This window comes from Streptomyces sp. 1114.5 (genome assembly GCF_003635085.1).
Taxonomy (GTDB): domain Bacteria; phylum Actinomycetota; class Actinomycetes; order Streptomycetales; family Streptomycetaceae; genus Kitasatospora.
The window spans coordinates 5,278,010-5,304,688 of the sequence record NZ_RBXE01000001.1; the positions used below are offsets into that span (position 1 = coordinate 5,278,010).

Genomic DNA, 26,679 nt, shown 5'->3' on the forward strand with positions numbered 1-26,679 from the left:
TCTCCCCGGGTCGAATCGGGCACCGCATGGGCGCCGAACGGGCATCGTGGGTGTACGCGGCGATTCGACCACCTGCCGGGCCCGTGAACCAGGCGGAACGACCGGCGGAAGTAACCCGTTGGGCTACTTCCGCCGGTCCGCCTCACCGGACGTCAGCTACGGGCTTCGCCTTGCTCGTCGTACGAGGAGGTGCCCTCGTCCAGCAGCGGTTCCTGCACCTTGAGGTGCGCCGGCGCCAGCGCCCGCAGCGCGTGGTAGCCGGTGATGACGACCAGGGTGCCCAGCGCGATGCCGCTGAGGGTGAAGGTGTCGGTGAACTTCATCGTCACGTTGCCGATGCCGATGATGATGCCCGCCGCGGCCGGCACCAGGTTGAGCGGATTGCGCAGGTCCACCCCGGACTTGGTCCAGATCTGCGCGCCGAGCAGGCCGATCATTCCGTACAGGATGACGGTGATGCCGCCGAGCACCCCGCCGGGGATCGCGGCGACGACGGCCCCGAACTTGGGGCAGATGCCGAACAGCAGCGCGAAGCCGGCGGCGGCCCAGTACGCGGCGGTGGAGTAGACCCGGGTGGCGGCCATGACGCCGATGTTCTCGGAGTACGTGGTGTTCGGCGGGCCGCCGACCGCGGTGGACAGCATCGAGGCGACGCCGTCGGCGGAGATCGCGGTGCCGAGCTTGTCGTCCAGGTCGGTGCCGGTCATCTCGCCGACGGCCTTGACGTGCCCGGCGTTCTCCGCGACCAGGGCGATCACCACGGGCAGCGCGACCAGGATCGCCGACCACTGGAAGGACGGGCCGTGCAGGGTGGGCAGGCCGACCCAGTCCGCCTTGCCGACGCCGGACAGGTCCAGGCGCCAGTGGTCGGTCAGGTGCCCGCTCGCGTCCACCGAGTGGATCTTCCCGAAGATCCGGTCGAACAGCCAGGAGATCCCGTACCCGAAGACCAGCCCGAGGAAGATCGCCACCCGTGACCAGAAGCCGCGCAGGCCCACCACGGCCAGCCCGGTGAACAGCATCACCAGCAGCGCCGTCCACTGGTCCTGCGGCCAGTAGACCGAGGCCGTCACCGGGGCCAGATTGAAGCCGATCAGCATGACGACCGCGCCGGTGACGACCGGCGGCATCGCCGCGTGGATGATGCGCGCCCCGAACTTCTGGACGGCGAGGCCCACCAGGAACAGCGCGATGCCGACCACGAACACGGCGCCGGTCACCGTCGCGCTGGTGCCGCCCTGCGCCCGGATCACCGCGGCCACGCCGACGAAGGACAGCGAGCAGCCCAGGTAGCTGGGCACCCGGCCGCGGGTGGCCAGCAGGAAGATCACGGTGGCCACGCCGGACATCATGATCGCGAGGTTCGGGTCGAGCCCCATCAGCACGGGCGCCACGAAGCTGGCGCCGAACATCGCCACGACGTGCTGGGCGCCCAGTCCGACCGTGCGGGGCCAGGAGAGCCGTTCGTCGGGGCGGACGACCGCCCCCGGCGCGGGCGTGCGCCCGTCACCGTGCAGCTTCCAGCGCACGCCGAGATCCATGGTGGGGGTTCGCTTTCTCTGTGGGTCATTTCCGAAAAGCATCATTGTGGTTGGTCACCGGCTGTCCCGACGAATCGCCCGCGTCCCGGCCGTGCGTTCCAGGAGCCCGGTATCCGCCCTGGTCAGAGCCCGTACGGGCATTCCAGCGTCCCTGACTGCCCGTGACGGCTGGCGGCCGGGACGGATCTTCGCGCAAGCTCTGCCCCGAGGCCGCCCGCCGACGGCGGCCCGGCAGCGGCAGCGGCCCGTACGAGCAAGGGCCGGCAGCGGTCCGTACGAGCGGCCGTCCGCCGCCCGCCGGTCACCGGGGCGTCGCCCGGACGACACCCTGTGATCGACGAGTCGCCTACTGTCATATGCTTGTCGCATTAATCGAGGGGCAGGTCGTGGATTTCCGATTGCTGGGCTCGGTGGCCGCCGTGGCCACGGACGGCCGGGAGCTGCCGGTCGGGTCCGCCAAACGCCGCAGCCTGCTGGCCATGCTGCTGCTCAACCCCGGCGCACCCGTCACCGTGGACCGCCTCACCGAGACGCTGTGGGACGAGGAACCGCCCCGCCACGCGCGCACCGTCATCCACAACCACGTCTCCGCCCTGCGCGCCCTGCTCGCCCACCACGACGCCCCCGCCGTCGGCGTCGAACTCGTCACCGACGGCGGCGCCTACCTGCTGCGCGTCCCCGAACTCGCGGTCGACACCGACCGCTTCGAACACCTCGTCCGCACCGCCCGCTCCCTGCCCGACGCCGCCCAGGCCGTCGAGGCCCTGCGCGAAGCACTCGCCCTGTGGCGCGGCCCCGCCCTCGCCGGCACCGCCCCCAGCGTGCCCCTGCAGTGCGCCGCACACGCACTGGAAGAGGAACGCCTCGCCGCCGTCGAGGAACTGGCCCGCGCCCACAGCGCACTCGGCGACCACGGCGCCGCAGCCGGCGTCCTGTCCACCGAAGCCACCATGAACCCGCTGCGCGAACCCCTGGTCGCCGCCCTCATGCTGGCCCTCGGCCGGGCCGGGCGCCGCTCGGAGGCACTGGACTGGTTCCACCGCACCCGCCGCGCCCTCGCCGACGAACTGGGCATCGACCCCGGCCAAGAACTCGTCGACGCCCACGACTGCCTGCTGCGCACCACCGCCGCGCCGCGGCCCGACCGGGTGCCGCCGCCGCGGGTGCCGACCGTCGGCGGCCTCGCCTTCGTCCCCGACCCGCACCCCGCCACCGCCCAGGCCCCCGTACCCACCCCCACGCCCGCCCCCGCCCAGGCCCCCGCCCAGGCCCCCGCGCCCGCGCCCGCCCAGGCGCCGCCATCACCCCCCGCCCGCCCCGCCGCCCCCTGGCCCTTCCCCCGCCGCCCCCGCGGCTTCTCCGGCCGCCAGGACGACCTGGCCGCACTCGACCGCGCCACCGCCGGCCCCGGACCGATCGCCGTGCTCACCGGCGGCGCCGGAGTCGGCAAGACCACCCTCGCCGTGTACTGGGCCCACCACCGCCAGGCCGACTTCCCCGACGGCCGGCTCCTCGTCGACCTGTGCGGCCACAGCCCGCTGCCCGAACGCTCCACCCCCGCCGTCCTGCGCGAACTCCTCCTCGGCCTCGGCCTGCCCGCCGAGCAGATGCCCGCGACCCCCGAGGCCATGGCAGCCCGCTACCGCGAACTGACCGCCGAGCGCAGGATGCTCATCGTCCTGGACAACGCCCGCCGCTCCGACCAGGTCCGCCCGCTGCTGCCCGACGGCGACGGCTGCGTCACCCTGGTCACCAGCCGCGACCGCCTCGGCGGCCTGGTCGCCTCCGACGCCGCCCGCCCCGTCCCGCTCACCCACCTCTCGCCCCCGCAGGCCGTCACCCTGCTCTCCGCCACCCTCGGCGCCGACCTCGTCGCCGCCGAACCCGAAGCCGCCCACCGCCTGGCCGGCCTGTGCGACGGCCTGCCGCTCGCCCTGCGCCTGGCCGCCGCCCGCCTGGCCACCGGACCCTCCCGCGACCTCGCCCTGCTCGCCGACGAACTGGCCGACGAACACAGCCGGCTGGGAATCCTGGAAGTCGAGGACACCAGCGTCGCCGCCGCCCTCGCCCTCACCGTCCAGCACCTGTCCGAACCCGCCCGCCGGATGTTCCACCGCCTGGGCGCGCACACCGGCACCACCCTCGACAGCCGCACCGCCGCCGCCCTCGCCGACTGCCACCGGAGCGAAGCCGCCGCAGCACTGGCCCAACTCGCCACCGCCCACCTCCTCGTCGAGATCGGCCGCGACGCCTACACCCTGCACGACCTGGTCCGCCTCTACGCCCGCAGCCTGCCCGCCGACACCGCCGACACCCAGGTCCTGCCACGCCTGCTCGACCACCTGCTGAGCACCCTGATCACCGCCTGCGAGGCCGCCGAACCCGGCAGCGAACCGTGCTGCGCCCTGCCGCCCGGCACCCGGCGCCCCGCCGACGTGCGCCCCTTCCCGGACCGGGAGAGCGCGCTCGCCTGGTACGCCGCCGAGCGCGACACCCTGCGCGGCGCGGTCGAGGCGGCGGTCACCGCGGGCCTGCACGACCGGGCCTGGCGCCTGGTCCTGCTGCAGTGGCCGCTGATCGTCTGGCAGGTCCGGGACGGCTGGGCGCCGCTGCTCGAACACGGCCTGGCCGCCGCCGAGGCCGACCGCGACCCGGGCGCCCAGTCCCGCGCCCGGGCGCTGCTGGGGTGGGTCCTGCTGGAGGAGGGCCACCACGAGCAGGCCCTGGCACACCTGGAACGGGCCCCCGACCTGGCCGCCCTGGCCGGGGACGGCACCGCGCAGGCCGTCGCCCTGATGAACCTGGCCGTCGCCCTGGCCCGCCACGGCCGCACCGCCCGGGTGCGCGGCCTGCTGGCCCGGGCCCTGGTCCTCGCCGAGCGGGCCGCACGCGCCGACCTCGTCGCCCTGGCCCGCCAGCACCTGGCCCACGCGTGCCTTCAGGCCGGCGCCCCCGAGGAGGCCGCCCAGCACGCCGCGCGCGCCCTGGCCCTGGCCGAGCACTCCTTCCCCGCCGCCCGCCGCATCGTGCTGCAGACCCTGTACGGCCGCGCCCTGGCCGCCACCGGCCACCGCGAGGAGGCCGCGCGCCACCTCGACGCCGCACTGCGGGCCGCCCGCGCCCACGGGTTCGCCGAGGGGGAGTCGGACGCCCTCGCGGCCCTGCACGCCCTGCCACCCGCCACGGCTGCCGCCACCGCCACCGCCACGGCGACGGCAACTGCTGCCGCCACGGCTTCCCCGGCCGGCCGGTAGAACCCTCCCGCACAGGGAAGGTGACGTCGCGTCAGTGTCGGCGGGGGCGGCACCGTACCCGAACGGTTCGTCCCCGCCCTCCCGCCCGCCCGAGGGAGCCGCGATGGCCACGCCGCCGCAACCGAACCGCTCGCCGCTGCCGGTCCAGTCACTCCAGTCACCCGAACCCAGCCGCCCGCCGCAGCCGAACCGTTCGCCGCAGCCGAACAATCCCGGCGAACTGCTGGAGCTCTACAAACTCGCCGTGGAGATGGCCGACCGGGTCTCCGCCCGCCGGGGCACCGCCAACACCTACTTCCTGTCCGTGCAGACCGCCCTGGTCACCCTCATCGGATTCGGCATACCCAAGCTCTCCGAGTCCCCGTGGTGGGTGCCGACGGCCGTCGCCCTGGCCGGCCTCACCCTCTCCGGCGCCTGGTGGATGCAGCTGCGCAGCTACCGGGACCTCAACGCCGCCAAGTTCACGGTCATCAACGGCCTGGAGGAGCAGCTGGCGGCACGGATCTACACCGACGAGTGGGACACCCTCAGAAACGCCTCCCGCAGCGGCCGCTGGCGCAAGCACTACACCGAACTGGGCACCACCGAGCGGGCGGTGCCGATGGTCTTCGCGGCATCCCACCTGATCCTGCTCACCGGCACCCTGGTCACCGGCACACTGGCCGCATGAGCCATCTCGATCCCATCGCCGACCTCATCCGCTCCTGCCTGCCCTCGGAGGCGAGACCTCCCACGGGCTCGGAGGACCTGTTCCGGATCTACGCCGTCCTGCTCCAGGCCAAGGGCGAGCAGGTCACCGACGAGGACGTCCACAACGCCTGGACGGCCTGGACCCAGGCCACCGACGACAGCCACCGGGCGCTGGTGCCCTTCGCCGAACTCGACGCCCGCACCCGCGCCCTGGACGCCCCCTACACCCTCGCCATCCGCACCGCCGCCCGCCATCTCAAGGACCCCCTGCACTGACGACGACCGCAGGCCCGCGGCCGGGGAGCACCACCGCCGCGGGCCGGTGCCGCGGGCCGGGCCCGAGCAGGCGCCCGGGACGGCGGGGCGGTTCACCCGTCCGCGCCCGCCCCCGCGCCGGCGCCCCGCCTGCGCCCGCGCCGTTCGTCCGCGCCCACCGCCCTCGCCCTGACCGCCGCGGCCGCCGCCGTCACGGCGCCCGCCGCCCACGCCGCCTCCGACTGCGGGCGGGCACCGGTGCAGTACTCCGTCGACGGCGGCGCCCACTGGACGAACGCCGCGACCATGCCCGCCGAGTCGGCGACCGTCCAGGTCCGCCTGGCCGGCGAACCGGCCGCCGGCTGCGACTACCACGTCTCCCTGGGCTCCTACGAAGCCCAGGGGCCGACCTGGGCGACCTCGGGCCGACAGGCCTTCCTCGGCTGGGCGACCGCCGCTGGCAGCGCCGCGATCCACGCCGCACGCCGCCGCTGACGGGGCACCCGCCCACGAGGGCCCGCCGGATCAGCCGGCGCCCAGGGCGGCGTCGACGGTCTGCCCGGCGGCGGCCTGCTCGACGCGCCGGGCGAGCATCGTCGCCATCTTCTGCAGCTGCGCCACGTCCGAGGAGTCCTCAAGCATGACGCCCGCGAAGGCGGTGCCCACCCGCATCAGGACGACGTTGCGCGGGCTGTCGTGGTACGTGCCGCTGTAGGCGACGGTCTCGTTCCCGGTGGCCGGCACCGAGAGCTTGGAGGACGTGCCGGCCTTCGTCTCGAACTCCTTGGCCGCCTTCGCGAGGTACGCGCTCGCCTCGCCCGAGGAGCCGAAGGTGGTGATCTTGAAGGTGGCCGTGACGACTCCGGCCTCGAAGTCGGCGGTGCCGTCGAGCTTGCAGCCCGGACACTCGTCGCCCGACTCCTCCGCGGTGGCGACCCGGTTGCGGTGCACCTCCCAGCCGGGCATGGCCGCCCGGCCCGGAAGGGTCTGCTTCAGCGCGACCTTGTCGGACAGCACGGTTCGGAAGTCCGGCCACTTCTGCGCGCCGGCGGCCAGGTCGCCCGAGATCGGGCTGGACCCGCAGGCGCTCAGCACCCCTCCCAGGACGACCGCCGCCATACCGATGCCCAATCCCCGTGCGGTGGTGCCGATCCGCGCGACCATGCCGAAACCCCGTTCCTAGCTTTCAAGATCAACAGATGATATGTCAGCTCAGCGGCCGCGCAGGCAACCCCCACTCCGCCCGCATCCGTCGTAACCTCCCACTCGCCGAACTCGCCGACAGCGCCCGGGCCCTGGCCGCCGCACGGCCGGAGCACCGGCATGCTGACACCGCGCCGGGCCGGCCGCCCCGACGGCTCGGACGACCCCCGCCGACCCGCTGGGCCCGCTAGGCCTTCTCGCCCTCGCCCTCCGCGTCGATGTGCGGCAGGATCCGGTCCAGGAAGCGCGGCGTCCACCAGGCCGCCGAGCCCAGCAGGGTCATCACCGCCGGAACCAGCAGCAGCCGCACGATCGTCGCGTCCACCAGCACGCTCACGGCCAGGCCCAGCCCCATGATCTTGATCACGATGTTGTCGCTGACGATGAACGCCGCGAAGACGCTGACCATGATCAGCGCGGCGCAGGTGATCACCCGCGCGGTGATCTCCAGCGCGTGTGCCACCGCGTCCTGGCTGCGCCCGGTGCGCAGCCAGGCCTCGTGCACCCGCGAGAGCAGGAAGATCTCGTAGTCCATGCTCAGCCCGAAGACGATCGCGAACATCATCATCGGCACGTAGCTCTCGATCGGGACCTTCCCCGCGACGCCGAGCGCCGGCCCGCCCCAGCCCCACTGGAACACCGCCACCACCACCCCGTACGAGGCCGCGATGGACAGCAGGTTGAGCACCGCGGCCTTGACCGCGACGAGCAGGCCGCGGAAGACCGCCAGGATGATCAGGAAGGCCAGCCCGACCACCACCGCGATGATCGGCACCAGCCGGCTGGAGACGATGTCCAGGAAGTCGACCTGGGCCGCGGTGTTGCCGGTGACGTAGGTCTTCGCGCCGCTGCCGCTCACCGCGTCGGGCAGGACGTGGTCCGCCAGGCGGTTGACCAGGTCGGTGGTGGCGCGGTCCTGCGGGGCGCCCGCCGGGATGACGGTGCCGAACAGTACCGCGCCGTCCGGGCTGGTCTGCAGCGGGGTGCTGCTGGCGGCGCCGGGCAGGGTGGTGAGGGCCTGCTGCACCGAGGTCTGCAGGCCGGCCCGGGCGTCGGCGGGCACCGCGCTCTGGTCGACGACCACCGTCAGCGGCGCGTTGGAGCCCGGGCCGAAGGCCTGGGACATCAGGTCGTAGGCGCGCCGGTCGGTGAAGTCGGTGGAGTCGGCGCCGTCGCCGATGTGGCCGAGCTGGATGGACAACAGCGGGATCGCCAGCACCGCCAGCACGACCACCCCGGCCACCAGGAAGCGCCAGGGGTGCGCCTCCACCCGGCGGGCGTAGCGGTGCCAGGTCCCGCCGGCCTCCGCGCCGCCCTCGCCCTCGGCGCCGCCGGCTTCGGCGATCGGGCGGCGCACGCAGAAGCGGTCCATCCGGCGCCCGATCACCCCCATCAGCGCCGGCAGCAGGGTGAGCGCGCCGAGCACCGCCGACACCACGGTCACGGCCGCCGCCGCGCCCAGCTTGGCCATGAAGGAGATGCCCGACACCGACAGCCCGGACAGCGCGATGATCACCGTGCAGCCGGAGACCAGCACCGCCCGTCCGCTGGTGGCCACCGCCTGCCCGGCGGAGGCCACCGGGTCCACGCCGTCCATCAGGTTCTGCCGGTGGCGGGTCAGCAGGAACAGGGCGTAGTCGATGCCGACCCCGATGCCGATCATCGTCGCCAGGGTCGGGGCGACGGTCGCGAAGGTGGACAGCGCCGCGATCAGCCCCAGCACCCCCAGGCCCACCACCGCCGCGAACAGCGCCGTCAGCAGCGGCAGCCCGGCCGCGATGAGACTGCCGAAGCCCACCAGCAGCACCACGACCGCCACCGCGAAGCCGATCGCCTCGCTGGCCCGGTCGTCCGGCGCCGGCCGGGCCAGCTCGCCCAGCGGACCGCCGTACTCCACCTGCACCCCGGCCTGGCGCAGCGGCGCGACCGCCTCGTCCACCCCGGTCAGGTAGTCGGTGCCCAGCAGGGCCGGCGAGGTGTCGAAGCGGACGGTGATGTACCCGGTCAGCCCGTCGGCGGCCAGCGGACCGCCCGGCGCCGGGGGCTGGCCCGGCGGCGGCAGCGGGCTCTGCACCGCGATCACGTGCGGCAGCTGCTGGAGCGAGGTGAGCGCCTGGGTGATCTGCGCCTGGAAGCCGGGCAGCTGCGCGGCGTCGTGCAGCACCACCTGGGAGCTGGTGCCCGCGGCGGCCGGCTCGTGCGCCTGCAGCACGTCGCGGCCCTGCTGCGCCTGGGTGCCGGGCAGGGAGAAGTCGTCCGAGTAGGTGCCGCCGACCGTCTTGTTGGCGGCCTGGATGCCGGCCAGGGCGACGATCCACAGCACGATGACGATCAGTGAGTGGCGTGCGCACCACTCGCCCAGGCGGCGCAGCGCGGCGCGTCGGGCCGGGCGTGCGGTGGCCGAGGGGGCGGGTCGGGCGGACGGCGGCATGGACGGCTCCCGGGTGTGTCGCGCGCGGGTGCGCCCGATCGGCGCAGTGTTCCCGGCGGGGCGGGGGCGGGCCACGGGTACCGGTGGGTAGTCGCCCTGCCGGCCCCGGCGTGGCGGGCCGGGGCCGGCAGGGCGCACGGGGGCTCGGTCAGGGCTGGGCGGGGCCGCCGAGGGCGGGGGTGCGGACGGGGGCGGCGGCGCCGATCAGGACGACCAGTTCGTGGCCGCCGGGGTTGGTCTGGACGGGGACGGTGCGCCAGTTGTTGGCCAGCCAGACGTTGCCGGAGGGGTCGATCTGCAGGCCGGTGTTGCGTTCCAGTGCGTCGCTGGAGTAGCCGGTGCCGGGCGGGGAGAGGGGCTGGCCGGTGCGGTGGCCGGGCGGGCAGGCGGTGAGGTCGGTGCCGCACAGTCGGGCGACGCGGTGGCCGCCGAAGTTGGCGACCCAGACGGTGTCGTCGCCGTCGACGGCGATGCCCCAGGGCAGGAACAGGCCGCCGTCCGTGAAGGGTGCGGGTGCGGGGGTGCCGTCGGGGGCGATCAGGGTGACGGAGGCGCCCGGGCGCGGGCCGGTGTCGCCGGCCAGGGCGGCGGTGGTGAGGTTGTCCGCGGTGGTGTCGGCGCAGGGGACGGGCAGGATGCCGCTGTTGCTGACCCAGGCGTAGCCCTTGCTGTCGGTGGCGAGGGCCAGCGGGCGGCGCAGGCCGCCGCCGGTGACGGTCCGTTCGGCGGTGCCGTCGGGGCCCAGGACCTGGACGCTGTCGTTGCCGTTGCCGCTGACCCACAGGCGCCCGTCGGGGTCGACGGCGGCGCCGAAGGGCTTGCTCAGTGCGGGGGTGGGGACCTCCCGGGCGCGGGTGGCGTCGCCGTCCGGGATCCGGGTCACCCCGCCGCCGCCGCAGTCGGCGGCCCAGACGGTTCCGGAGCGGTCGGCGGCCATGCCCTGGGGCTGGGCGATGCCGTGGCCGCGCCAGCCCTCGGGCGGGGAGAGCGGGGTGCCGTCGGGGGCGAACTGGGAAAGGCTGCGTTCGAGGTCGGTCGGGTCGATCGGGCAGCCGCGGCCCTGGAAGCCGAAGTTCGCGACCCAGGCGCTGCCGCGGGCGTCGACGGTGATGCCGAAGCCGGCCCCGTACAGGCCGCCGCCGGTGTAGGGGGCGCCGGGGGCGTCGTGGCCGGTGGGGGTGAACTTCAGGACGGTGCGGCCGCCGCAGACCGGGTGGGCGGGGTCGGCGTCGTAGCCGTAGTTGTTGCTGACCCAGGCGTTGCCGTCGGCGTCGAAGGCGATGTTGCCGGGGCCGTCGAGTTCCCGGCCGTTGCCGTCGTAGCGCAGGGCGACGGTCCAGGCGTCGGGGGCGGCGGGCAGCGCGGGCCGGTAGCGGGGGGTGGTGTCGGCGAGGGCGAACAGGGCGGCGGCGTTGTGGCCGGGGTCGTGGGCGATGTCCACGGCGGCCCGCAGGGTGTCGCGGGGCCGCTCGTGGCCGGGGCGGCGGGCCAGGTCGAACAGCTGGTCGCAGGCGTCGCCGGTGACGCAGGAGGCCAGCAGGTTGGCCAGGGTGTTGAACTCGGCCATGGTCGAGGTGAGGGCGCCGTTGGGCGGGGTGGCGAGCGGGGCGGCGATGTCGCCGGTGCCGGTGTCGGCCAGGTTGTGGGCGATGGCGGCGGCGTTCTGCAGTCCGGGGCGGGTGCCGGAGACGCCGGCGGGGCCGGTGAAGCGGGCCAGGGCGTAGGCGACGGCGACGGTGGTGCGCTCGTTGACGACCAGTTCGGGCGGGGCCCCGGCGCCGCTGAGCACGGCGGCGAGGGTGACCGGGCCGTCCGGGCCGTGCCGCGGGGGCCGGTCCTGCGGGGCGCGCTCCGGTGCGGCCGGGGCGCGGGTGGGGGCGGGCCCGAGGTCGGCGAGCACGTAGAGGACGGCGTTCGGGTCGCGTGGGCGGCGGTAGTCGAGGGTGAAGCGCCCGTCCTCGGCGCTGCGGGTGCGGGCCAGCACGCGCGGGGCGGCGCCGCGGCCGTCCCCGGCCTGGTAGAGCGTCACCTCGGCGCCGCCGAGCGGGGTGTCGCCGCTGCGGACCACCCCGCACTGGCCGGCCGGGTCCCACCCGGCGGGGGCGGCGGCGTGGGAGGGCCCGGCGGCGAGCTGGGCCAGGAGGGCGGCGGTCAGCAGGACGCCGTGGCGTCGGCGCATGGGGGCTCCGTTCGGTCGCAGGGGACGGCGGCCCGTGCGTGCGCCCGCTGCGGGGCGCGGCCGCCGTCCTCCTGCCTGCCACATCCGCCGCCCGCCCGCGCGCGACCGGCCGCGGGACGCGGCGGAAATTGCCCGGTACGGGCGAGGCGCGGAGCGTGGCGGCGGCGGGGGCGGCCCGGCGGGGGCGGGGCGTCAGCCGAGCTGTGCCAGGGCGGCGGTGGCGAAGGAGTGGTCCTGCTCGGGGGCGCCGCCGCCGATGCCGAGGGCGCCGATCAGGCGGCCGTCGCGGTGGACGGGGAGGCCGCCGGCGATGAACAGCAGGGGGCGCTCCAGCGCGGTGGGCAGGGAGTGGAACGGACCGTCGGGCTTGACCAGGTCGACCAGGTCGGCGGTGGGGGCGTTCAGCTGGAGCGCGGTGTAGGCCTTGCGGGTGCTGGTCTCGCCGGAGATCAGGACGGCGCGGTCGTCGCGGCGGAAGGCGAGCAGGTGCCCGCCGGCGTCCAGGACGGTGACGGCGACCGCGACCCCGGCTGCCTCGGCGGCGGTGCGGGCGGCCGCGACCAGGGCCTCGGCGTCGGCGGTGGTCAGCGGGGCGGTGGCGGTGGCGGTGCTCATGGCGGTTCTCCGGGAGGGGGATTCGGCGAGGGGATTCAGCGCGGCGGGTCAGTGCGGCGGGCCGGTCAGTGCAACGGATCAGTGGTGGACGGGAACGGGGGCGGGCGCCGCGGCCGCGGGGGCGGTCGTCCGGGAGGGGGTGCGGCGCTCCAGGGCGGCGGACCACAGGGCCAGGGCGAGGGCGGCGGCGGCGAGGGCGGCGCCGACCCAGTTCGGGGCGGTGTAGCCGAGGCCGGCGGAGATGACGGCCCCGCCGAGCCAGGCGGCCAGCGCGTTGCCGAGGTTGAACGCCCCGATGTTGACGGCCGAGGCCAGGGTGGGGGCGCCGTGGGCCTGGTCCAGGACCCGCTTCTGCAGCGGGGGGACGGTGGCGAAGCCGAGGGCGCCGGCGAGCAGGAGGGTGACGGCGGCGAGGACCTTGTCGTGGGCGGTGAGGGTGAACAGCGCCAGGACGAGGGCCAGGCCGCCGAGCGAGGCGTACAGCATCGGCATCAGCCTGCGGTCGGCGAAGCGGCCGCCGAGCAGGTTGCCGAGGAACATGCCGATGCCGAGCAGCACCAGCAGCCAGGTGACGGCGCCGTCGGAGTAGCCGGCGACGTGGGTCATCATCGGCGCGATGTAGGTGATCGAGGCGAAGACGCCGCCGAAGCCGAGCACGGTCATCGCCATCGCGAGCAGGACCTGCGGGTTGCGGAAGGCGGTGAGCTCCGGGCGCAGGCGGGCGCCCTCGGGGCGCGGCAGGTCGGGCACCAGGCGGGCGATGCCGAGCAGGCCGACGACGCCGAGCGAGGCGACGAGGACGAAGGTGGTGCGCCAGCCGACGGCCTGGCCGACGAAGGTGCCCAGCGGGACGCCGACGACGTTGGCGACGGTGAGGCCGGTGAACATGGTGGCGATGGCGCCGGCCTTCTTCTCGGGGGCGACCAGGTCGGCGGCGACGACGGAGCCGATGCCGAAGAACGCGCCGTGGGCGAGCGAGGCCACGATGCGCCCGGCCAGCATCAGCGGGAGGTCGGGCGCGAGTGCGGAGAGCAGGTTGCCGGCCGTGAACAGGCCCATCAGCAGCATCAGCATCGTCTTGCGGCCGATCCGGGTGCCGAGGACGGTCATCAGCGGTGCGCCGAGGACGACGCCGAGCGCGTAGCCGGTGACCAGCAGGCCGGCGTGGGGGATGGAGACGCCGTAGTCGTCGGCGATCCGGGGCAGCAGGCCCATGATCACGAACTCGGTGGTCCCGATCCCGAATGCGCCGATGGCCAGGGCGAGGAGAGCGAGAGGCATGGGCCCGACCCTTCTGTGATTGCTTGAGTGAGCGCCTTGCGTGCTCAGACAATAGTTGCAGACGCGCGATAAGTGCAAAAGCTGGTAGCGGGCACGCGCCGCGCGTGGGTCGGGTCGGTCGGCGGGGGCGGCCAAGCGGGGATGGCCGGCGGGGGCCGGGACATGCGACCGGGCCCGACCCCGTCCGCGCCGCGGTGGCGGCGGAACGGGATCGGGCCCGGTCGGTGATCGGTGGCCGGCGACGGCCGGCGGGGGAGTCGGGGAGCGGGGGAGTCGGGGAGCGGGGCCGGGTCAGCGCCGGGGGGAGGCGGCGTCCACGGCCTCCACCGCCCGCACCAGCGGGACCAGCTCGGGGTTGCCGGCGGCCTGCTCCAGCGCCTCGCGCAGGGCGGCGTCATTGGTCGGACGGGCCTGCGCCAGCAGCTCCAGGCCGGCCTCGCTCACGTCGGTGTAGATGCCGCGCCGGTCGGTCGGGCACAGGTAGCGCGCCAGCAGGCCGCGGTCCTCCAGGCGGGTGACCAGGCGGGTCGTGGCGCTCTGGCTGAGCACGACCGCGTCGGCGACCTGCTTCATCTGCAGGTGCCCGCCCTCCCCGTCGTGCTGGCGGCTGAGCACGTCCAGCAGCGAGTACTCCCGCACGCTCAGGCCGTGCCGGGACTGCAGGGCGCGCTCGATGTGCGACTCGATCCTGCCGTGCAGCAGGGACAGGGCGCCCCAGCCGCTGGCCAGCGCGGTGAGTGCGGGGTCCGTGGCGGTCATGGGCCGCCTCCTTCCCGAAGGGTTGCGCTCCCAGGATAAGCCATCAAGCAAAATACCAGCCAAGGCCCATAGACCGCTCATGCAACTAACTCGCCCGACTGGCTCGGGCACCGATCCCGGCGGCGCCATAACCCCCTCAGATCGATACATTGAGAACAATTCGGGACCAGTGCGTCAGGACAGGCCCCCCGACCCCGCGCGCCCACGCACAGAAGACCAAAACCCGCCCTCGGAAAGGCTCTCCATGCACCCCGCCCTCAGCCCCGCCGTCCTCGCCGAGCTGCGCCGGCCCCGGCCCTATCCGGCGGTGTCGATCCTGATGCCCACCCACCGCCGGGAGCCGGACGACGCGCAGGACCCGGTCCGGCTGCGCAACCTGCTGGCCGAGGCGAAGGAGAGAGTCCAGGCCGACCCCGACGTCTCCCGCGCCGACCGGATCGACGTGCTGGGACAGCTCGACCGGGCCCTGGCCGAAGTCGACCTGGTACACGCCGAGGACGGGCTGGCGATCCTCGCCGCTCCCGGCGAGCACCAGGTCTGGTCACTCGGGCGCACCGCCCCCGCCCGGGTGGTCGTGTCCGACACCTTCCTCACCCGCAACCTGGTCGCCGCCCACGCCGCCGAGCGCCCCCACTGGGTGGTCGCGATCGCCGCCGACCGGGTGGCGGTGTGGGGCGGCACCGAGGAGCGGGTCGCCGAGCGGACCGGCAACGGCTTCCCGCTGGTGCGCGTGAACGAGAACCCCGACCCCGAACGGCAGGAACGCATCGGCGACACGCCCAGCACCTTCCGCGACGAGGAGACCAAGACCTTCCTGCGCCGGGCCGAGACCGAGCTCGGCAAGCTGCTCGCCGACGACCCCCGCCCGCTGTACGTGGTCGGCGAGGCCGCCGCCCTGGCCCTGCTGGACGCCGCCGGGCCGATCGCCCGGGAGGCCACCGCGCAGATCCCGCACGGCGGCCTCGCCCAGGCCGACGCCGAGACCGTCCGCAAGGTGGTCGCACCCGCCGTGCGCGCCCACGCCGAACGCGAGGCCGCCGACGCCCTCGCCCTGCTCGACCGGGCCCGCGGCGGCAAGGCGTACGCGGCCGGCCTGGACGAGGTCTGGCAGGCCGCCGGCCAGGGCCGGGTCGAACGGCTGCTGGTCGAGGAGAACTACCGCGCCACCGTCCGCGACGACGGCGAGCACCTCGTCCCCGACGAGGCCGGCCGGCCCGGGGTCCGCGAGGACATCGTCGACGAGGTGATCGAACGTGCCCTCGACACCGGCGCCAAGGTCGCCTTCGTCCCCGACGACACCCTCGCCGACAGCGGCCGGATCGCCGCCGCCCTGCGCTACTGACCCACCCGGGGCCCGTTAAATCGCTTGGGCCCGCGCACCGGCGCCTGCTACGGTCAGCGCAGCCGTGAAGACGACGCGAGGAGGTGAGACCCATGAAGGCTGTATCCGTGTGGGTGCTCCCCCTCTCCACCACGGCGGGCGACTGACTCAGGTGTCGCCCGGGAGCGCCTCAGACCAGGCACTCCCGAAAGGCACCGCCATGAACGTTTCCCTTTCCACCCCGGGCACCGGCGGCCACCCCCTCGTGGTCACCCGACTCTCGGACACCCAGTGGCACGCCGTGCAGGACGACCACGTGGTCGGCCACGGCGACGCCGCCCACCGCCCCGACGGCCGGCTGTTCGTCAGCATCGACGCATGGCACGACGCGGTCTTCGACCGCATCGCCGCCACGATGACGGCCGACCTGCCGGCCCCGCTGCACGCCGTCACCGACGAGGCCGACCACGAGACGACAGCCGCCTGGCAGCGGGCCGGCTTCACGCCCGTACGCCGCGAGCGGGGCCACCTCGTGCCCACCGACCCGCAGGCCACCGGCCTCGACGCGGCACGCCCCCCGGCAGGGGTGACCATCGTGCCCGCCGGTGAGGCCCAAGAAGGCCCGCTGCGCGACCTCGACCGCGTCATCCACGCCGAGGTCGAGGCCGGCGTCGGCTGGCCGGCCATGCCGGCCCAGATCCCTCCCCGCCCGGCCGGTACCACCGTGCTCGACCCCTCGCAGTACGCGGTGGCCCGTCAGGACGGCCGGTACGTCGGGCTGCTGCGCATCGCGCCGCTGCCCCGCCAGCCCCGGATCGGGATGCTCGCCGTACGGGCCGACCACCAGCGCCGCGGCATCGCCCGGGCCCTGCTGGCCCACGCCCTGGGCGAACTGCACCGCAACGGCACCGCCACGGCCTGGGCCGAGGTGGCGGAGTCCAACACGGCCGCCACCGCCCTGTTCGAGGCCATCGGCGCCCGCCGCGCGGGCGCCACCCTCGAACTCGTCCACCCCTGACGCACCGTCACCACCGCTGCACCCCGCCACACCCCGCCGCACCCCCGACACGCCACGAACGAAGAGGTGAGAGACATGACCAAGACAACAGACGGCATCGAAGTCGAAGGCACCGTCACCGAGTGCCTGCGCAACGCCACCTTCCGGGTCGAACTCCCCAACGGGCACACCGTGCTCGCCCACATCAGCGGCAAGGTCCGCAAGAACCACATCAGGATCCTCCCGCACGACCGCGTCCTCGTGGAGCTCAGCCCCTACGACCTCACCCGCGGCCGCATCCGCTACCGCTACCGCTCCTAGCGCCCGCCCTCAGCGGCCCGCCCCGCCCCGGGGCGGGCCCGGACCATTGCAGAGCTGTTGCAGGGGGAGTGGCCCGGCTCACAGCCGTTCGGGCACGAAGCGTGATCGACTCGGCCGATGCGCCAGTTCGAGAAGCCCACCAGAACGCTGACGGCCCGCCGTCCCGCCCCGGCGGCCCCGGCCGCCACCGCCGTCGCCGCCCTCGCCGCCGTCCTGCTCACCGGCTGCGGCACTCAGACGGCCGGGACGAGCGGGACGAGCGCGCGGGCCGGGGCCGCCGGCGCCCCGACGGCCTCCGGCAGCACCGGGCCGTGCGGGGCGCCGCAGCCGGCCGGCCCCGCCCAGGACGGCGTACGGATCACCGCCGTCGGCCCGGCCTGCGCCGAGTACGAGGTGACCAACCCCGGCGCCGAACCCTCCGACATCACCGTGCTGTTCGCCCGGACCCCGGACCAGGCGAGCGGACCGGGCAACCTGTCACGGACCGTCACGGCACTGGCCCCCGGCGCCACCGAGAAGGGACGGCTCGACCTGACCGCACCCGGCCCCGGCCCCGCAACGGCCAAGCCGGGCACCGCACCGCAGGTGAAGATCCTCAAGGTCCGCAGCGTCCCCAGCGCCGAAGCCCCCCGGCCCGACGGCCCCTGCCCGCCCTCCGGCCTGCGCCTGTACGCGGACCAGGGCGACGCCGCCATGGGCCTGCGCGTGGTCGGCCTGCACCTGCGCAACTGCGGCACCACCACGGTGGCCCTCGACGGCTACCCGACCCTGCAACTCCTCGACCAGGGGCACCGGCCGGTCGACGGGGTCCGACTGCTCTCCGGCGGCGCCGAGATCGCCACCGGCACCGGCGCGGACAAGCCGCCGCAGAAGATCGCGCTGCGCCCGGGCGAGGGTGCCGGAGCCACCCTGGTGTGGCGCAACACCACCGAGGCCGGCACCCCGGTGAACGTCCCCTACGTCCGGGTCCGTGCCACCCCCGGTGCGGCTCCCGTGATGGTCACCCCGGAACTCGACCTGGGCACCACCGGCCGCCTCGGCATCGGCGCCTGGGCCAGGGAGGACGCCGCAGCACAGGCCCCCGCGAGCAGGCCGCCGGCCGCCGGCGGCTGATCCGCCTCCGCCTCCGGGCACCGAGACCGGCGGCCCGGCACGCTCCCCCGTGGCGTGCCGGGCCGCCGACCCGTCCCCCGTGGACGATGCCAGGCCGCGGCCCCGTCGTGTTGGCACTGCGTCGACACTCCCTTGGCAATGCGTCCACCGACCGTGGCTTCACCCGCGCCCGGCCACCCGCCCGTGCGTGCCCGTCCGCCCGTGCCCGGCTACCCGTTCGCGGCTACCCGTGCGCGGGCTCGCACAGCGCCCGGCGGCGGTGCTCGCTGGGCGAGAGCCCGTACGCGGCGCGGAAGGCGCGGCTGAAGTCGGAGGGGCGGGGGATGCCGCAGCGGGCGGCGAGCGCGTGGACGGGCACGGTGCGCAGCGCGGGGTCGGCCAGGTCGCGGCGGGCCTGGTCGAGGCGCCGGCCGCGGATCCAGGCGGCGACGGTCTCGCCCTGGGAGTGCTGGGTGAACAGGCGGTGCAGGTAGCTGAGGGAGACGTGGTGGGCGGCGGCGATCACGGCCGGTGTCAGTTCGGGGTCGTGCAGGTTGCGGCGGATGTAGGTCCGCACGTTCTCCACCAGGGCGCGCTGGCGGGCGTCGTCCGGCACTTCGGCCTCGGCGTCCAGCTCCCGGGCCAGCCAGGCGGCCACCAGGTCGACCAGCACCGTCCCCAGGCGGGGCGTCTCGGTCGGTCCGAGGAGGGCGGCCTGCCGGTCCAGGCCGACGATGAAGTCCGTGAGCAGCGCGCAGGTGCCCTCCCGCCCGGAGAAGCCGCGTCCCATCAGGTCGTGCAGCCGGTGGGGCGGCAGCGGCAGCGCGGACACGGGGAAGTCGACGCCCACCGCTTCGACCCGGCGCGGGCCCCGCCCGGCGGTGCGCACGCCGAGGCCCCGCACGTCGTAGGGCTGGGAGCTGTCGAGCACGTACAGCTCTCCCGCGCCGAACACGGCGGTGGGCTCGCGGTCGTCGCGCGCCAGCGACAGGCCCCCGTCGAGGACCAGGGTCAGGTGGTACACCCCCGGGTCCGAACGCCGCACCATGGCGGCGGTGCGCCGGAAGCGCGAGGGCGGGAACGAGGACCGCAGGAGGGTCACCGGCCCCAGCTCCAGCCGGCGCATCTCCGCCTCGAAGTGGTCGGCGTGAGCACTGGTCATCTCGCTGTCCCTGGTCCGCCCGATCAGCTCCCGCCAGCAGTCGAACCGTTCCTTCGCGGGCACGTCCTCGCCCCGGAACACAGTCGCCGTCCTCGCGCCCACGCTCCCTACTCCCTCCTGCGCGTTCTTCCTGCGGCCCGCCGCCGGGGCCCGGCCCCGGCGGCGCCGGGCGGCCCTGCGGCGACTTGCCAGAGCGTAAGGGGGCGGTGACGGTGCGACGGCGGGCAGGGGGGCGGCCGGGAGCGGGCCGGCCGCCGATTTCCGTCTTCCGATCATGGACTGGTACGTTCTTCCTGTCGGCGGGACAAGATCGCGAAAGCGGTCGGGGACCTGCCGGAGCAGGCGTCGGTGGTGCAGCGGTAGCACGCCCACTTTCAGTGGGAGGGGTTCGTTCGATTCGGGCCCGGCGCTCCGATTCGCAGGGGCGGAAGTCGATTCGACTTCCGCCCCTGCGGCGTTGCGGCCCCCTCAGGCGTCCTCAGTCGGCCGGCAGCGCGCAGACGAAGTCCTCCTCGACCGCGCGCAGGTGCGCCAGCAGGTCCGGATTGCCCGCCTGGTCGACCTGCGTGGTGACGGAGACGGTGAGGCTGCGGCGCCCGTCCGGGGTGCCCGCGCCCAGCTGGGTGTAGCCCGCGGTGTTGCCGGTGTGCCCGGCGACGAAGTCCAGGAGGCGGCGGGAGTCGAACACGTGGTGCGGGTCGGCGCGGATCAGGTCGACGAACCGCGGCGCGTCGCTGTAGTCCGGCAGACCGCTGGTGTGGTTCAGCAGCTGGCGCAGCGTCACCGTGCCCCAGGCGGCGGGCAGCGCGGGCAGCCGCTCGGCGAGCGTGTCGTCCAGCCCGAGCAGTCCGCAGTCCACCAGGCGCAGCGCGACCGCGCCGTTGAACGCCTTGGCGGCACTGGCCAGGCGCATGTGGCCGACACCCGCGGGAGACGGCCCCGGTCCCTCCATGACCCGGCCGGCCGACCTCCGCCCCGAGCCCCGCTGTTCCCGCCGGCCTCCCCGTGGTTGCGCCGACCCGGCCTGCCGGGCTGACGCCGCGTCAACCGGGCCGGGGACAGGGTGGCCGTCCGTCAGCCCCGGGGCAGGTGGTCGGCGACGAGGGCGGCGAACTCGTCGGGGGTGACGATCCGGATGCCGAGCTCCTCGGCCTTGGCCCGCTTGGAGCCGGCCTTCTCGCCGGCGACGAGCAGGGTGGTGCGCTTGGAGACGGACGAGGAGGCCTTGCCGCCCGCGCGCTCGACGAGCTCGTTCATCTCGTTGCGGGACAGCGCGGCGAGCGGGCCGGTCATGCTGCCGGTGACGACGACGGCCTCGCCCGTGAGCGGCCCGGCCGTCCCGGCCGGCGTCGGGCCTTCGCCGGAAGCGCCGCCAGAAGCGTCACCGGCGCCTGCGGGGCCGGGCGCCTGCGGGGCGGTGACGGCGGTGCCCACGCCCCGGGCCGCGAGCCGGTCCAACAGCGGTGCCAGGTCGGCGAGTTCGGCGACGATGACCCGGGCCTTCTCCGCCCCGATCCCGTCCACCGCGGCCAGCGTCTCGGCGTCGGCGGCGCGGATCGCGGCCATGGAGCCGAAGTGGGCGGCGATGCGGCGGGACATGGTGCGCCCGGTGCCGCGCACCCCGAGCGCGCAGAAGACCCGGTTGAGCGGACGGCTGCGGGCGGTCTCGATCGCGGCGAGCAGGTTGTCGGTACTGGTGTCGCCCATGCGCTCCAGGCCGAGGAGCTGCTCGCGGGTGAGCGAGAACAGGTCGGCGATGTCGGCGACCAGACCGGACTCGACGAGCTGGACGGCGCGGGTGCCGCCCAGGCCCTCGATGTCGAGCTGGTCGCGGCCGGCCGCGTAGACCACCGAGGCGACGGCCTGGCAGTTGCGCCCGCGGGCACAGCGCCAGCGCTGCTCGCCGGTGTCGATGGCGTCGCCGCAGCGGGGGCAGGACTCGGGGAAGGCGATGGGACGCTCGTCGCCGGTGCGCTCCTCGACGAGCGGGGCCTCGACGCGCGGGATGACGTCCCCGGCGCGGTAGACGAAGACCCGGTCGCCGAGCATGAGGCCGCGTCGGGTGATGTCGGCGGGGTTGTGGAGGGTGGCGTAGGTGACGGTGACGCCGTCGATGACGACGGGTTCCAGGACCGCGCGCGGGGCGATGATGCCGGTGCGCCCCACGTTCCACTCGACGTCGAGCAGCCGGGTGACCTTGTGCTCGGCGGCGAGCTTGCGGGCGACGGCCCAGCGCGGCGCGCGCGAGCCGGAACCGGCGTCGCGCTGGTCGGCGGCGGCGTCCGCCTTGACCACGACGCCGTCGATGCCGAACGGCAGGGCCGGGCGCAGCGCGGCGATCTCCTCGATGCGCTGCTGCGCCTGCTCCAGCGTGGCGCAGCGCAGCGGGTGGGCGGCGGTGGTGGCGGCGGTGTTGGCCCCGAGCGCGGCCAGGCGCTCCAGGAGGGCGCTGTGGGTGAGCTCGCCGTCCGGGCCCGCAGCGGTGTCCAGGCCCACGGCGGCGTAGCCGAAGAAGGTCAGCTCGACGCGGTACGGGCGGTCCTTGGCGCGCAGGGTGCCGGCGGCGCCGTTGCGCGGGTTGGCGAAGGGGACGGCGCCGTGCGCGGTGCGCACCTCGTTGGCGTGCTCGAACTGCTCGCGGGTGAGCAGGACTTCGCCGCGCAGCTCGACGTCGACGGGCTCGGCGAGCGCGGCGGGCAGGCCCAGGACGGCGTCCGCGGCGTGGCTGATGTCCTCGCCGGCGAGGCCGTCGCCACGGGTGATCAGTTGGTGGAGGCGCCCGGCGCGGTAGCGGGCGGCGACGGCCAGGCCGTCGAGCTTGGGCTCCACGCACCAGGCGTCCACCGGGCGGCCCAGGCGGCGCTCCAGCCCGGCCGCCCAGTCGGTGAGTTCCTCGGCGGAGAAGACGTTGTCCAGCGACAGCATCGGCACGCTGTGCGGCACGTCGCCCTCGACCGCGCCGCCGGCGACCTTCCCGGTGGGGGAGTCCGGCAGCGCCTGGCCCGGGTGCGCCTGCTCGTAGGCCGCGATGGTGTGCAGCAGGGCGTCGTACTCGTCGTCGCCGAGCGGGGTGGCGCCGTCGGTGTAGTAGGCGGCGGCAGCCCGGACGGCGGCGGTGACGGCGTCGGCGTAGTCGCCGGGGGTGAGCAGAGCGGCGTCGTTCATGGGCATCATCATCGCCACTCGCACTGACAATCGACCCTGGCGCCGGCGGCCGGTCCCGGCGCCGGCGGCGCGGGGGCCGGATGCCCGCTCGCGGTGGGTGCCCGCCCGGGGGCCCGGCGGGCGGGCCGGGCCCTTCGGGGGTGGTGGGTTCAGGGGAGGTAGCGCTCCAGGGCGGCGGCGCCCTTCTGCTCGATCTGCTGCCTCGCCCAGGCGACACGCTCGGGGGTGACGTCGCGGCCCGACGCCATCACGAGGTCCTCCGGGTCGAAGGGGCGCTCCGATCCGGTGTAGAGCTGTCGCCGGACCTCGGAAGCCGACTCCGGCACGTCTCCGCTCAACGGTTGCTGCATGTCCATCACCTCATCGCCTGGTGGCCCGCTCGCACGGTCCTTCGATGGTCTGCTGGAAGCGAGGGTACGGCGGGTGGAGCACGACAAAACTACTCCATCCGGGTTAATTCACCACCCCGCCTGCCCCCGTCCCGCCTCCTGGCCCGTCCCTGTCCTGCCCCTGCATTGCCCGCCGCCCGGTGCCCGGTGTTTAATAAATGAACAGCCATTTATTAACGAGGTGACGACGATGGGACGCCCCCGAGGGGTCGACGACGTGGTGATCCTGCGCGCGGCGGCACGGGTCATGGGCCGGGTGGGGCCCGCCGGGCTCACCCTGGCCGCCGTGGCGGGCGAGGCCGGGGTCGTCCCGGGCACCCTCGTCCAGCGGTTCGGCTCCAAGCGCGGGCTGCTCCTGGCGCTCGCCGACCAGTCCGTCCGGGACGCCGACGAGCTGATCGGGCGGGTGCGCCGCACGCCCGACGGTGCCCTCGCCGCCCTGGCGGAGCTGCTGACCGAGGCGACGGCGCAGCTGGCCACGCCGCAGGCCTTCGCCAACCACCTGGCCTTCCTGTGCGCGGACCTCGCCGACCCGCAGCTCCACGAGCGCGCGCTGGCCGTCCACCACGCCCAGGCACGGGCGATCGGCGACCTGCTGGCGCAGGCCGCCGACACCGGAGAGCTGCGCGCTGCAACGGACGTCCCGGCGTTGACCCGCACCGTGCAGGCGGTCACCGCCGGCGCGGGCCTGACCTGGGCCCTCGAACGCGAAGGCACCCTCGGGCAGCGGCTGCGCCGGGAACTCGACGCCGCGCTCTCCCCCCACCGCCCGCCCCACCGGCCGTCCCCCCGCCGCCCGTCCCACCCCTCGCCCCGTCTCCAGCCGCTCCCCGCCGACACCCCGGAGGATTCATGACGACCGACACGCGCCCGCTGGCCGGAAAGGTGGCCCTGGTCGCCGGAGGCACCCGGGGCGGAGGGCGCGGCATCGCCGTCGAACTCGGCGCGGCCGGCGCCACGGTGTACGTCACCGGCCGCAGCAGCACGGGCGCCCGCTCCGACCTGGACCGCCCGGAGACCATCGAGGAGACCGCCGCCCGCATCACCGGCGCCGGCGGCCTGGGCATCCCCGTGCGCACCGACCACAGCCGCCCCGAGGAGGTCCGGGCCCTGGTCGAGCGGATCGCGGCCGACCAGGACGGGCGCCTGGACGTCCTGGTCAACTCCGTCTGGGGCGCGGACCCGCTGACCGACTGGAACCACCCGCTGTGGGAGCAGGACCTCGACACCGGCCTGCGGCTGCTGCGCCAGGCGGTGGACACCCATGTGATCACCAGCCGGTACGCGCTGCCGCTGATGGTCGCCCGCGGGAGCGGCCTGGTCGTCGAGGTCACCGACGGCAACACCGCCCGCTACCGCGGCTCCTTCTTCTACGACCTGGCGAAGTCGGCGGTCATCCGCCTCGCCGTCGCCCAGGCCGCCGAACTCGCCCCGCACGGCGTCGCGGCCCTCGCGATCACCCCGGGCTTCCTGCGCTCGGAGGCCGTCCTGGAGCACTTCGGCGTCACCGAGCAGACCTGGCGCGAGGGCGCGGCACAGGACCCGGACTTCGCCCACTCCGAGAGCCCCGCCTACCTGGGCCGGGCCGTGGCCGCCCTGGCCGCCGACCCGAACGTCATGGCCAAGACCGGGAAGGCGCTGGCCACCTGGGGCCTGTACCGGGAGTACGGCTTCACCGACACCGACGGCACCCGGCCGGACTTCGCCGCCCACTGGGCCGAGAACCTGGAGGAGAGGTTCGGCCCGCTGGGGGACCCGCTCTGACACCGGCCCGCCCACCGCCTCCGCCCACCGGCCCGTCCGCCCGGCCCGTGCCCCCTCGGGCCGGGAAGGCAGCCGCTCAGCGGGGCCGGCCGGGCGGACGGCCGGTCAGCCGGGCCGGTGGGCGACGACGGCGAACATCGTCACCGACAGGTGAAAGGCGCCCTGTCCGGCCGCGGCCTCCAAGCCGGCGAGGAGCCGCTCGCGCTGCTCCTCGGTGATCAGGCCCCGCCCGAGGGCCGCCGCGCCGAGCCCCTGGACGATCGGCCGGCTGACGGTGCGCGGATCGTGCACGAGGACGTCGGCGCCGAGCTCGTCGACGGCCAGCCCCGCCCCGGCCAGCCAGAGCGCCAGGCTGCGCCCGGCGTCCGGGGTGGCGGCGGCGGCCCGGGCGACCGAGGCCAGCGCGGGACGGACCTCCGGGGCGGCCGGGTGCAGGACGAAGGTGGACCAGTCGGTGTCGAGCAGGGCGACCCGCCCGCCCGGGCGCAGGACCCGGGCGATCTCGGCGACGGCCCGCTCCGGATCGTCCAGGTGCTGCAGGACGCGCTCGCACCAGACCACGTCCACCCCGGCATCGGGCAGCGCCAGCGCGAGCGCGTCGCCGTCCAGGAAACGGGCCGGGCTGCCGGCCTCGGCGGCGCGCCGCTCGGCGACCGCGCGCAGGCCCGGGTGGGGTTCGAGACCGGTCGCGGTGCCGCCCGGGGCGACCGCCGCCGCGAGCACCCGGGTCTCCGAGCCGGTGCCGCAGCCGACGTCCAGCGCCCGCTCGCCGGGGCGCGCGGCGAGGCGTTCGTGCGCCCACGCGCGCAGCCGCCGCACACCGGGATTGCCGGCCTGGACGTCCAGCGCGGCGGTCAACCGGTCGGTGAGCGCGGGGTCGGCGTTGGCCGCGTGGAAGGCCGAGGTGGGGCGCGGGTCGGTCATGGCGCCCACTATAGGAAGACGCCTCCCACGCACGGGCGAAGCCGTTCACACGCGGTTGACGCCGTTCCCGTGCGGTTGACGCAGGACACGCCTGCTCCACCGCCCGGCAGGCTCGACGCCACTGCGCGTTCGCCCAACAGCCGTATGCTGTCCCTACATTCGGGCCACTGCCGGTGACGGCCGTCGGCGGCGCGCACCCGCCCGGTCCGTCCGGCCCGTCCGCCGCTTGAGCGAAAGGCCGTCCGATGGCCCCGCGCCTGTCCGTCGTCGTCCCGATCTACAACGTCGAGCGCTACCTCCGGGAATGCCTGGACTCGATCGCGGCCCAGACCTTCGAGGACTTCGAATGCGTCATGGTCGACGACGGTTCGACCGACGACGGCCCCGCCATCGCCGCGGCCTACGCCGACCGTGACCCGCGCTTCCGGCTGGTCCGCCAGGAGAACAAGGGCCTCGGCGCCGCCCGCAACACCGGCTGGCGCCACCTCACCCCCGGCACCGCCTACCTCGCCTTCGTCGACAGCGACGACACCCTGCCCCCGCACGCGTACGAGCTGATGATCGGCACGCTGGACGAGACCGGATCCGACTTCGCCACCGGCAACGCGATGCGCCTGCGCACCACCGGCCTCACCCCCTCCCACGCCCACCGCCGCCCGTTCCGCGAGACCCGGCTGCGCACCCACGTCAGCGAACTGCCCGCCCTGGTCACCGACCGCACCGCCTGGAACAAGGTCTACCGGCGCTCCTTCTTCGACGCCGCGGGCATCCTCTACCCCGAGGGCATCCTGTACGAGGACGCGCCGGTCAGCGTGCCCCACCACTTCCTCGCCGAACGCGTCGACGTCCTCGCCGACCCGATCTACCACTGGCGCGTGCGCGAGGACGGCGACCTGTCCATCACCCAGAAGAGGACCGACCCGCGCGGCCTCATCGACCGGGTCCGCTCGATGGAACTGGTCCGCGAATGGCTGCTCGCCCGCCCCGAGCCGGTGTTCGCCGACCACCTGCGCGCCTACGACCGCAACTGCCTGGTCGAGGAGATCCCGATGTTCTTCTGGACCGTCCCGGACGGCGACCGCGACTACCGCGAGACCTACCAGCAGCACGTCAGCCGACTGCTCCGGGCCATCGGCCCCGACCGCCTCGCCGGCCTGAACACCCAGCTGCGCCTCAAGTACCGTCTGACGCTGGCCGACCGGATGCACCGCTTCGTCGCCGTCCAGCGCCTCCACCGCCTCGCCCGCCGCACCCGCCAGGCCGCCGCCCGGGCCTGACGCCGCCCCGGCAGCCGGCGGCAGGGGGCACCGGCCCGGGCCCCTCCCCGTCCTCCACC

Annotated in this window: 23 protein-coding genes and 1 tRNA gene; 12 read left to right on the plus strand and 12 right to left on the minus strand. The window is 75.2% G+C overall.

Features of this window, described 5'->3' with window-relative positions; translation table 11 throughout:
* Positions 1 to 152: 152 nt before the first annotated feature.
* A complete protein-coding gene (locus BX285_RS23345; protein WP_121177064.1) occupies positions 153 to 1,541 on the minus strand; it encodes a uracil-xanthine permease family protein in 1,389 nt (462 codons plus the stop codon).
* 386 nt (positions 1,542 to 1,927) lie between these two features.
* On the opposite strand from BX285_RS23345, the gene BX285_RS23350 reads away from it, so the two are divergent.
* From BX285_RS23350 to BX285_RS23370, 4 genes are all read left to right on the plus strand, one after another.
* Positions 1,928 to 4,795 (plus strand): AfsR/SARP family transcriptional regulator, encoded by a 2,868-nt coding sequence (locus BX285_RS23350; protein WP_121177066.1) that lies wholly within the window; start codon positions 1,928 to 1,930, stop codon positions 4,793 to 4,795.
* 103 nt (positions 4,796 to 4,898) lie between these two features.
* Positions 4,899 to 5,465, plus strand: coding sequence for a hypothetical protein (locus BX285_RS23355; protein WP_218893045.1), 567 nt, complete (start codon positions 4,899 to 4,901; stop codon positions 5,463 to 5,465).
* Complete coding sequence (locus BX285_RS23360) at positions 5,462 to 5,761, plus strand: hypothetical protein (protein WP_097234468.1); 300 nt, start codon at positions 5,462 to 5,464, stop codon at positions 5,759 to 5,761. Before BX285_RS23355 ends, BX285_RS23360 begins: the two co-directional genes overlap by 4 nt.
* A gap of 237 nt (positions 5,762 to 5,998) precedes the next feature.
* Positions 5,999 to 6,235, plus strand: a complete 237-nt coding sequence (locus tag BX285_RS23370) for a hypothetical protein (protein WP_147465221.1) — start codon at positions 5,999 to 6,001, stop codon at positions 6,233 to 6,235.
* A gap of 30 nt (positions 6,236 to 6,265) precedes the next feature.
* On the opposite strand, the gene BX285_RS23375 is transcribed toward BX285_RS23370, so the two are convergent.
* The 6 genes from BX285_RS23375 to BX285_RS23400 form a co-directional block, all read right to left on the minus strand.
* On the minus strand, positions 6,266 to 6,904 hold the full coding sequence (locus BX285_RS23375; RefSeq protein ID WP_097234465.1) for a hypothetical protein: 639 nt from the start codon (positions 6,902 to 6,904) through the stop codon (positions 6,266 to 6,268).
* A gap of 226 nt (positions 6,905 to 7,130) precedes the next feature.
* Complete coding sequence (locus BX285_RS23380; protein ID WP_121177071.1) at positions 7,131 to 9,374, minus strand: MMPL family transporter; 2,244 nt, start codon at positions 9,372 to 9,374, stop codon at positions 7,131 to 7,133.
* A 148-nt stretch (positions 9,375 to 9,522) separates the two neighbouring features.
* Positions 9,523 to 11,553, minus strand: coding sequence for an NHL repeat-containing protein (locus BX285_RS23385; RefSeq protein ID WP_121177073.1), 2,031 nt, complete (start codon positions 11,551 to 11,553; stop codon positions 9,523 to 9,525).
* Between the two features lie 192 nt (positions 11,554 to 11,745).
* On the minus strand, positions 11,746 to 12,168 hold the full coding sequence (locus BX285_RS23390) for a heme-binding protein (protein ID WP_121177075.1): 423 nt from the start codon (positions 12,166 to 12,168) through the stop codon (positions 11,746 to 11,748).
* A gap of 78 nt (positions 12,169 to 12,246) precedes the next feature.
* Complete coding sequence (locus BX285_RS23395; RefSeq protein ID WP_097234462.1) at positions 12,247 to 13,449, minus strand: MFS transporter; 1,203 nt, start codon at positions 13,447 to 13,449, stop codon at positions 12,247 to 12,249.
* A gap of 291 nt (positions 13,450 to 13,740) precedes the next feature.
* Positions 13,741 to 14,208, minus strand: coding sequence for a MarR family winged helix-turn-helix transcriptional regulator (locus tag BX285_RS23400; RefSeq protein WP_097234461.1), 468 nt, complete (start codon positions 14,206 to 14,208; stop codon positions 13,741 to 13,743).
* Between the two features lie 244 nt (positions 14,209 to 14,452).
* On the opposite strand from BX285_RS23400, the gene BX285_RS23405 reads away from it, so the two are divergent.
* The 4 genes from BX285_RS23405 (at position 14,453) to BX285_RS23420 (ending at position 17,960) form a co-directional block, all read left to right on the plus strand.
* Positions 14,453 to 15,550, plus strand: a complete 1,098-nt coding sequence (locus BX285_RS23405) for a chemotaxis protein (protein ID WP_121177078.1) — start codon at positions 14,453 to 14,455, stop codon at positions 15,548 to 15,550.
* Positions 15,551 to 15,749: 199 nt separating this feature from the next.
* Positions 15,750 to 16,547 (plus strand): GNAT family N-acetyltransferase, encoded by a 798-nt coding sequence (locus BX285_RS23410; protein ID WP_097234459.1) that lies wholly within the window; start codon positions 15,750 to 15,752, stop codon positions 16,545 to 16,547.
* Positions 16,548 to 16,622: 75 nt separating this feature from the next.
* A complete protein-coding gene (infA, locus tag BX285_RS23415; RefSeq protein WP_097234458.1) occupies positions 16,623 to 16,847 on the plus strand; it encodes a translation initiation factor IF-1 in 225 nt (74 codons plus the stop codon).
* Positions 16,848 to 16,964: 117 nt separating this feature from the next.
* Positions 16,965 to 17,960: a DUF4232 domain-containing protein gene (locus BX285_RS23420; RefSeq protein WP_121177081.1), complete on the plus strand. Its 996-nt coding sequence runs from the start codon at positions 16,965 to 16,967 to the stop codon at positions 17,958 to 17,960.
* A 223-nt stretch (positions 17,961 to 18,183) separates the two neighbouring features.
* On the opposite strand, the gene BX285_RS23425 is transcribed toward BX285_RS23420, so the two are convergent.
* Positions 18,184 to 19,203 (minus strand): AraC family transcriptional regulator, encoded by a 1,020-nt coding sequence (locus BX285_RS23425; protein WP_259470656.1) that lies wholly within the window; start codon positions 19,201 to 19,203, stop codon positions 18,184 to 18,186.
* A 240-nt stretch (positions 19,204 to 19,443) separates the two neighbouring features.
* On the opposite strand from BX285_RS23425, the gene BX285_RS23430 reads away from it, so the two are divergent.
* Positions 19,444 to 19,512: transfer RNA gene (locus BX285_RS23430), tRNA-Glu, on the plus strand.
* 67 nt (positions 19,513 to 19,579) lie between these two features.
* On the opposite strand, the gene BX285_RS23435 is transcribed toward BX285_RS23430, so the two are convergent.
* The 3 genes from BX285_RS23435 to BX285_RS23445 all read right to left on the minus strand — a co-directional run bounded on the left by BX285_RS23435 (position 19,580) and on the right by BX285_RS23445 (position 22,616).
* A complete protein-coding gene (locus BX285_RS23435) occupies positions 19,580 to 20,179 on the minus strand; it encodes a serine hydrolase (RefSeq protein WP_398900999.1) in 600 nt (199 codons plus the stop codon).
* Positions 20,176 to 22,275 (minus strand): NAD-dependent DNA ligase LigA, encoded by a 2,100-nt coding sequence (gene ligA / locus BX285_RS23440; protein WP_398901001.1) that lies wholly within the window; start codon positions 22,273 to 22,275, stop codon positions 20,176 to 20,178. Before ligA ends, BX285_RS23435 begins: the two co-directional genes overlap by 4 nt.
* A 140-nt stretch (positions 22,276 to 22,415) precedes the next feature.
* Complete coding sequence (locus BX285_RS23445) at positions 22,416 to 22,616, minus strand: hypothetical protein (RefSeq protein ID WP_097239728.1); 201 nt, start codon at positions 22,614 to 22,616, stop codon at positions 22,416 to 22,418.
* Between the two features lie 229 nt (positions 22,617 to 22,845).
* Here BX285_RS23445 and BX285_RS23450 point away from each other — a divergent pair, with 229 nt between their 5' ends.
* Complete coding sequence (locus BX285_RS23450) at positions 22,846 to 23,511, plus strand: TetR/AcrR family transcriptional regulator (RefSeq protein WP_121177087.1); 666 nt, start codon at positions 22,846 to 22,848, stop codon at positions 23,509 to 23,511.
* Positions 23,508 to 24,419, plus strand: coding sequence for an SDR family oxidoreductase (locus BX285_RS23455; protein ID WP_121177089.1), 912 nt, complete (start codon positions 23,508 to 23,510; stop codon positions 24,417 to 24,419). The genes BX285_RS23450 and BX285_RS23455 overlap by 4 nt, the downstream gene beginning before the upstream one ends.
* Before the next feature lie 105 nt (positions 24,420 to 24,524).
* Here BX285_RS23455 and BX285_RS23460 read toward each other — a convergent pair whose 3' ends face one another.
* Complete coding sequence (locus BX285_RS23460) at positions 24,525 to 25,343, minus strand: methyltransferase domain-containing protein (protein WP_097234454.1); 819 nt, start codon at positions 25,341 to 25,343, stop codon at positions 24,525 to 24,527.
* Between the two features lie 245 nt (positions 25,344 to 25,588).
* On the opposite strand from BX285_RS23460, the gene BX285_RS23465 reads away from it, so the two are divergent.
* A complete protein-coding gene (locus tag BX285_RS23465) occupies positions 25,589 to 26,620 on the plus strand; it encodes a glycosyltransferase (RefSeq protein ID WP_097234453.1) in 1,032 nt (343 codons plus the stop codon).
* Positions 26,621 to 26,679: the final 59 nt, after the last annotated feature.